This window comes from Azospirillum endophyticum (assembly GCF_016595245.1).
In the GTDB taxonomy this organism is placed as follows: domain Bacteria; phylum Pseudomonadota; class Alphaproteobacteria; order Azospirillales; family Azospirillaceae; genus Azospirillum; species Azospirillum endophyticum.
The window spans coordinates 56986-63388 of the sequence record NZ_JAENHM010000027.1 but is presented as its reverse complement, the minus strand read 5'-3'; the positions used below and the strand labels follow the sequence as shown (position 1 = coordinate 63388).

At 67.8% G+C, this 6403-nt stretch carries 5 protein-coding genes; all 5 read right to left on the bottom strand.

Annotated features, from left to right (window positions below; all coding sequences use genetic code 11):
* Positions 1-204: 204 nt before the first annotated feature.
* The 5 genes from JHL17_RS08815 to JHL17_RS08795 all read right to left on the bottom strand — a co-directional run bounded on the left by JHL17_RS08815 (position 205) and on the right by JHL17_RS08795 (position 6397).
* Positions 205-1029, bottom strand: coding sequence for an aldo/keto reductase (locus tag JHL17_RS08815; protein ID WP_200192170.1), 825 nt, complete (start codon positions 1027-1029; stop codon positions 205-207).
* A gap of 137 nt (positions 1030-1166) precedes the next feature.
* Positions 1167-3452, bottom strand: coding sequence for a xanthine dehydrogenase family protein molybdopterin-binding subunit (locus JHL17_RS08810; protein ID WP_200192168.1), 2286 nt, complete (start codon positions 3450-3452; stop codon positions 1167-1169).
* Positions 3449-4438 (bottom strand): FAD binding domain-containing protein, encoded by a 990-nt coding sequence (locus JHL17_RS08805; RefSeq protein ID WP_200192166.1) that lies wholly within the window; start codon positions 4436-4438, stop codon positions 3449-3451. Before JHL17_RS08805 ends, JHL17_RS08810 begins: the two co-directional genes overlap by 4 nt.
* On the bottom strand, positions 4435-4965 hold the full coding sequence (locus JHL17_RS08800) for a 2Fe-2S iron-sulfur cluster-binding protein (RefSeq protein ID WP_200192164.1): 531 nt from the start codon (positions 4963-4965) through the stop codon (positions 4435-4437). Before JHL17_RS08800 ends, JHL17_RS08805 begins: the two co-directional genes overlap by 4 nt.
* 322 nt (positions 4966-5287) lie before the next feature.
* Positions 5288-6397 (bottom strand): ABC transporter ATP-binding protein, encoded by a 1110-nt coding sequence (locus JHL17_RS08795; RefSeq protein ID WP_200192162.1) that lies wholly within the window; start codon positions 6395-6397, stop codon positions 5288-5290.
* Positions 6398-6403: the final 6 nt, after the last annotated feature.

The window sequence follows — 6403 nt, the reverse complement described above, 5'->3', positions numbered from 1 at the left end:
TCTCCAATATCTGGGCAACCACACCGCGTGCGGCTACCCCGAGTCCCTAACAGCCTCTAGTACAGCCGCAAACTATCAGAGATTGAACTTTCAAGGCGATAATTTTTATTTAATGCTACTATCATAATGGCCTTCTTATGCATACTGATCGGTGTGTGAGTCGGTGGTCGACTCACACGCCCCATCGTCAGCCTTCTTTGTTCTTCACTTGTCCCAAGCCGGCGCCAACCCCGCCGGGCTGACGATCCGTCCGTTCGGTTGCGCCAGCTTCGCAATCGCCGCCATGTCGCCGTCGTCCAGCGTGAAGTCGAACACCGCGAAATTCTCCGGCACCCGTTCCGGCTTGGCGGTCTTGGACAGCACGATGTGACCCAGCTGGATCAGCCAGCGCAGCGTCACCTGGGCCGCGGTCTTGCCATGCTTGGCGCCGATCCGCTGCAATTCCGGATCGCGCGGCACCTTGCCGTCGGCCATGGCGTAATAGGCGGTGATCGCCACGTCCAGCTCCCGGGCGGCCGCCGCCATCGCGCTCTGGTCGAGATAGGGATGCACCTCGATCTGGTTGGTGACGATGGGAGCGCTGCTGCGCTCGACCGACTCCCGAAGCTGGGCGATGTTCTGGTTGCTGACGCCGATGAAGCGGGTCTTGCCGGCCGCCTGGACGGCGTTCAGCATCTCGATCTGCTCGGCGATGGCGACCTGATCGGCCGGCCAGTGCAGCAGCAGCAGGTCGACGCTATCGACCTTCAGCTTCTCCAGGCTCTCGTCGACCGACGCGGCGAACAGGTCGGGGCTGTATTTGTCGACCCACACCTTGGTGGTCAGGAACAGCTCGTCGCGGCGGGCGCCTGCCGCTTGCAGGGCGCGGCCCAGCGCCGCTTCGTTGCGGTAGATCTGCGCGGTGTCGAAATGGCGGAAGCCGGCTTCGAGGGCGGCCGGAACCACGCGTTCGACCTCGTCGTCCGACATGCGGAAAACACCGAACCCCAGTGCGGGGATCTCGGCGCCGTTGGCTTTTACCGTCTGCATCCTGCTCTCTCCTGATCGGCGCCATAGCGCGTTTTGATGTGTCTGATGCAGACATATGGCGGAAGACGTGGTCTGCAAACCGCCTCTCCCGCCATAACACCTGGGAACAGAATTCGCAGATCGAATTCGGCGGAGCGTCACATCAGCTTGTCGAGGGTGATCGGCAGGTCGCGGATGCGCTTGCCGGTGGCATTGTAGACGGCGTTGGCGACCGCCGCGCCGACGCCGGTGATGCCGATTTCGCCGATGCCGCGGGCGCCCATCGGGGCCTGCGGGTCGGGGATGTCCGTGTAGAGGATCTCGATGGCGGGAACATCCATCTGCACCGGCACGTGATAGTCGGCCAGGGAGGCGTTGACGATGCGGCCGCTGCGCGGATCGAAGTTGGTCTCCTCGGTCAGCGCCAGCCCGATCCCCATGATGATGCCGCCCTTGAACTGGCTGGTCGCCGTCTTGGCGTTCAGGATGCGCCCTGCGTCGAAGGAGCCGAGGAAACGCGAGACGCGGACCTCGCCGGTGATCTCGCTGACCCGGACCTCGCAGAACTGCGCGCCGTAGGAGTGCATCGAGAAGGCCTCCATCTCCGCCGGCGGCGGCGCTTCGGCCTCGCAGACCAGCTCGTCGCGGGCTGCCCGGCGCAGGATCGACTCATAGCTTTCGAAGCGCGCGGTGTCGTCGCGGTGGCCGATGCCGCCGTCCCGCGTCTCGACCTCGGCGAGCGACAGCCCGGCCAGCGGCGAATCGTTGCCGGCGAGCTTCAGCAGCTCCTCGACGAACACCTCCGTCGCGGCGATGACGGCGCCGCCGATCGAGGCGGTCTGGGTCGAACCGCCGGCGATCACCCCGCGCGGCAGGGTCGTGTCGCCATATTCGAAGGTGACGTGGTCGAGCGGCACGCCGAGCCGGGCGGCGATGTGCTGGGCCTGCGCCGTCGCCGTGCCCATCCCCATGTCGTGTACCGCGGTCGAGACGGTGACCCGCCCGTCGGCCGTCAGCCTGATCCGCGCCGCGCCGCCGGGGAAGCGGTGGTAGGGATAGGTGGCCGTCGCGCAGCCCATGCCGATCAGCCATTCGCCGTCCCGCTGCTGGCGCGGCGTCGCGCTGCGGCGGTTCCAGCCGAACCGTTCCGCGCCCCTGTCATAGGCGTCGATCAGGTGGCGGGCGGAGAAGGGCTTGCCGCTGGTCGGGTCCTTCTCCGGCTCGATGCGCCGTCGCAGCTCGATGGGGTCGAGGCCCAGCGTTGAAGCCAATTCGTCGATGGCGCATTCCAGCGCGAAGGTGCCGACGGATTCTCCGGGCGCCCGCATGAAGGTGTTCGCCAGCATGTCCATGTCGGCGACCTCCTGGGCCAGCCGGATGGTCTTGGCGGCATAGAGGTGGCGGGCGGGGAAGGTGAACTGTTCGGGGCAGGAGTTGTGGGTGGTCATCGCCACGATGCCGGTGTGGATCAGCGCGTCGAGTTTGCCGTCGGCGCTGGCGCCGAGCGCCACCCGCTGCTCCGTCAGCGTCCGGCCGCCGACGATGCGGAACACCCCCTCGCGCGACAGCATGATGCGCACCGGCCGGCCGGCGAGCTTGGCTGCCGCGCCGGCGAGGATCTGGTGGTCCCACAGGCATTTGCCGCCGAAGCCGCCGCCGACATAGGGGGAGGAGACGCGGACCTTCTCCGCATCCAGGCCGAAGATGTCGGCCAGTTGCCCGGCGGTCAGGTCGAGAAGCTGGCTGGCATCATGCACCCGCAGCTCGTCGCCGGTCCAGGCGACGGTCGCCGCATGCAGCTCGATGGCGTTGTGGTTGTGGCGCGGCGTCCGGTAGATCTGGTCCACCTGCACCGCGGCGCCTTTCAGCGCGGCCTCGGCGTCGCCGATCTCGACGACCGGCGGCTGGCCCAGGAGGTTGTCCAGCTGGCGCGGCGTCTTCCTGGCCTCCTCGAAGGAGGTCGTCGCCGGCAGCGGCGCATAGTCGGCCTTGACCAGCGAGGCTGCATGGTCGGCCTGTTCCTGCGTCTCGGCGAGGACGACGGCGATCGGCTGGCCGTTCCAGTGGATCTCGTCGGTCTGCATGACCGGCAGGTCGCTCGCCCCGGCGGCGGTCGGCGACGACATCATCAGGGACGGCGCCTTCATCCGCGGCGCGTTGCGGTGGGTCATCACCAGCACGACGCCGGGCGCCGCTTCGGCTGCCACGGTGTCGAGCGCCGTGATTTTTCCGCGCGCGATGGTGCTGAAGGCGAGCGCGGCGTAGCACAGCCCCTCATAGGGGAACTCGGCGGCGAAGCGCGCCTTGCCCTGGACCTTCAGTGGCCCTTCGATGCGCGAGACCGGCTGGCCCAATGCTCCATGTTTGTGCAGCATCGGATCCTGCGTGACCGCCGGCTGCCAGCGGCCGGGCCGGGAAGCGGCGGCGTCGGATTGCGCGCTCATGCCTCGTCTCCTGTCAGGTCGCCGAGGACGGCGACGATGGTCCGTTTCGCCAGCTCGATCTTGAAGGCGTTGTCGCGCAGCCCGGTCGCGGCGGCGAGTTCCGCCTCCGCGGCGGCGCGGAAGCTCTCCGGGCCGGCCGGCCGGCCTTTCAGCGCGGCTTCCGCAGCCGAGGCGCGCCACGGCTTGTGAGCGACGCCGCCGAGCGCCAGCCGTACGTCTCGCACCGTCCCGTCCTTATCGAGATCGAGGGCAGCGGCGACCGAGACCAGCGCGAAGGCGTAGCTCGCGCGGTCGCGCACCTTGCGGTAGGTCGAGCGGCGGGCGAAGGGCAGGGGTGGGAGTTCGACCGCGGTGATCAGCTCGCCTGGTTGCAATTCGGTCTCGATGTCCGGCCGGTCGCCGGGCAGCCGGTGCAGGTCGGCAAGCGCGATGCTGCGCGGTCCCGCCGGGCCATCCAGATGCACCGTCGCGTCGAGGGCGGCGAGCGCCACGCACATGTCGGACGGATGGGTGGCGACGCAGGCCGGCGAGGCGCCGAGGATGGCGTGGTAGCGGTTGAAGCCGTCGCGGGCGTCGCAGCCGGCCCCCGGCTGGCGTTTGTTGCAGGCCGCAGCATTATCGTAGAAATAGCGGCAGCGCGTGCGTTGCAGGATGTTGCCGCCGACCGTCGCCATGTTGCGGATCTGGGCGCTGGCACCGGCGAGGATTGCACGGGAGAGAAGCGGATACTGCGTGCGGACATGCGCATCTGCGGCCAGCGCGGTGTTGGTCGCCGCGGCGCCGATCAGCAGGCTGCCGTCGGCGCGCGGCTCGATCCTTCCCGGCAGGCCGGTGACGTCGACCAGCATCTCCGGCCGTTCGACCGTCTCGCGCATCAGGTCGACCAGATTGGTGCCGCCGCCGAGATAGCGCGCTGCGGCGCTGCCCTTGGCCAGTCCGATGGCGGCTGCCGCGTCGGAGGCCCGTTCATAGGTGAAGGGGTTCATGCCCGTGCCCTCTCCTGCGGTAATGCCGGTGCCTTGACCAGCGTTTCGGAGATGGCCTCGATGATGCCGTTATAGGCGCCGCAGCGGCAGAGATTGCCGCTCATGCGTTCGCGCAGTTCCCTCTCGTCGATGGCGACGCTGTCCGCCGACAGGTCGGCGGTGACGACGCTCGGGATGTTGCGTTCGATCTCGCGCGCCATGCCGACGGCGGAACAGAGCTGGCCGGGCGTGCAGTAGCCGCATTGGAAGCCGTCATGCTCGACGAAGGCCTCCTGCAGCGGGTGGAGATTGCCGTCGGTGCCCAGCCCTTCGACGGTGGTGATGCTGCGGCCCTGGTACTGGACTGCCAGTGCCAGGCAGGAATTGATGCGTTCGCCGTCGACCAGCACGGTGCAGGCGCCGCAGGCGCCCTGGTCGCAGCCCTTCTTGGTGCCGGTGAAACCCAGACTGTTGCGGAGGAGGTCAAGCAGCGAACTGCGGATGTCCGCCTCGACCTCGACGCTTTGCCCATTGATGGTGAAGTTCATCAGCGCATTCCCCATGTCGGAACGGGTCCTGCCCGACGGCAGACCACGGCCGGCCCCCGCCTTGCGGACGGATTGAGCCGGCTTGTCAACCGTCAACGGCGCTGGAAATCACGCGGGTCGGGGAAAAATCGACGGAATGCGCAATGGGGGGTGAACTCCCTCTCCCGCCCCGGGAGAGGGAAGGGGCCCATGCGGAGCATGGGAAGGGTGAGGGGTGAGACAAGGATAAGAGGATCCATGTCCGGATCGCCCCTCACCCTCCCCACGCCTTCGGCGCGGGTCCCCTCCCTCTCCCGGGGCGGGAGAGGGTAGTTCTCGCCGGTCAGATCCGCTGTTCGGTCTTCGGGTCGAACAGGTTCGCTCTTGCCATGTCGATCATGAAGTCGGCTGTCTCGCCTTCCGCCACCCGGTCGCTCGGCTTGATGCGGGCGACCACCTCATGGCCGTTCAGCTCGACATAGGTGATGGTGTCGGCCCCGGTCGGCTCCAGCACATTGACGCCGCAGGCGACCTTCACCAGCGCCGGGTTGCCGGCGGCGATCGCCGGGTCGTAGCAGGTGATGGCCTCCGGCCGGATGCCCAGGATCACCTCCTGGCCCAGCCAGTGGCCGGCCTGCTCCGGCGGCTGGAACAGCGGCAGGAAGCCGCTGCGCTCGCGCCCGACGCTGACGCCCAGCCGGTCGCCCTCGGCCGACAGGGTGCCGCGGACGAAGTTCATGGTGGGGGAGCCGATGAAGCTCGCCACATACATGTTGGCCGGGCGTTCGTAGACCTCCTGCGGCGGGGCGAACTGCTGGACGACGCCTTCCTTCATGATGGCGATGCGGCTGGCGAGCGTCATCGCCTCGATCTGGTCGTGGGTGACATAGACCACGGTGGTGCCGAGCCGCTGGTGCAGCTTCTTGATCTCGGTGCGCATGTCGACGCGCAGCTTGGCGTCCAGGTTGGACAGCGGCTCGTCGAACAGGAACACCTTGGGGTCGCGGACCAGGGCGCGGCCCATGGCGACGCGCTGGCGCTGGCCGCCCGACAGCTGCGCCGGCTTGCGGTCGAGCAGATGCTCGATCTGCAGCAGCCGGGCGACGCGGCGGACGGCGCCCTCGCGCTCCGGCTTGGCCTGCCCGCGCATCTCCAGCGAGAAGCCGATGTTCCGCGCCACCGTCATGTTGGGGTAGAGCGCGTAGGACTGGAACACCATGGCGATGTCGCGGTCCTTGGGATGGACCTCGTTGACCACGCGCTGGTCGATGCGGATCTCGCCGGCGCTGATCGTCTCCAGCCCGGCGATCATGTTGAGCAGGGTGGATTTCCCGCAGCCGGACGGACCGAGCAGGACGAGGAATTCGCCGTCCGTCAGGTCCAGGTCGATGCCCTTCAGGACCTCGACGCTGCCATACTGCTTGCGGACATTGTTGATGCTGAGAGTCGCCATCGGAAG

Coding starts and splice junctions, on each gene's coding strand:
- JHL17_RS08800 (WP_200192164.1), bottom strand. CDS start 4,965: ATGAACTTCACCATCAATGGGCAAAGCGTCGAGGTCGAGGCGGACATC.
- JHL17_RS08815 (WP_200192170.1), bottom strand. CDS start 1,029: ATGCAGACGGTAAAAGCCAACGGCGCCGAGATCCCCGCACTGGGGTTC.
- JHL17_RS08795 (WP_200192162.1), bottom strand. CDS start 6,397: ATGGCGACTCTCAGCATCAACAATGTCCGCAAGCAGTATGGCAGCGTC.
- JHL17_RS08805 (WP_200192166.1), bottom strand. CDS start 4,438: ATGAACCCCTTCACCTATGAACGGGCCTCCGACGCGGCAGCCGCCATC.
- JHL17_RS08810 (WP_200192168.1), bottom strand. CDS start 3,452: ATGAGCGCGCAATCCGACGCCGCCGCTTCCCGGCCCGGCCGCTGGCAG.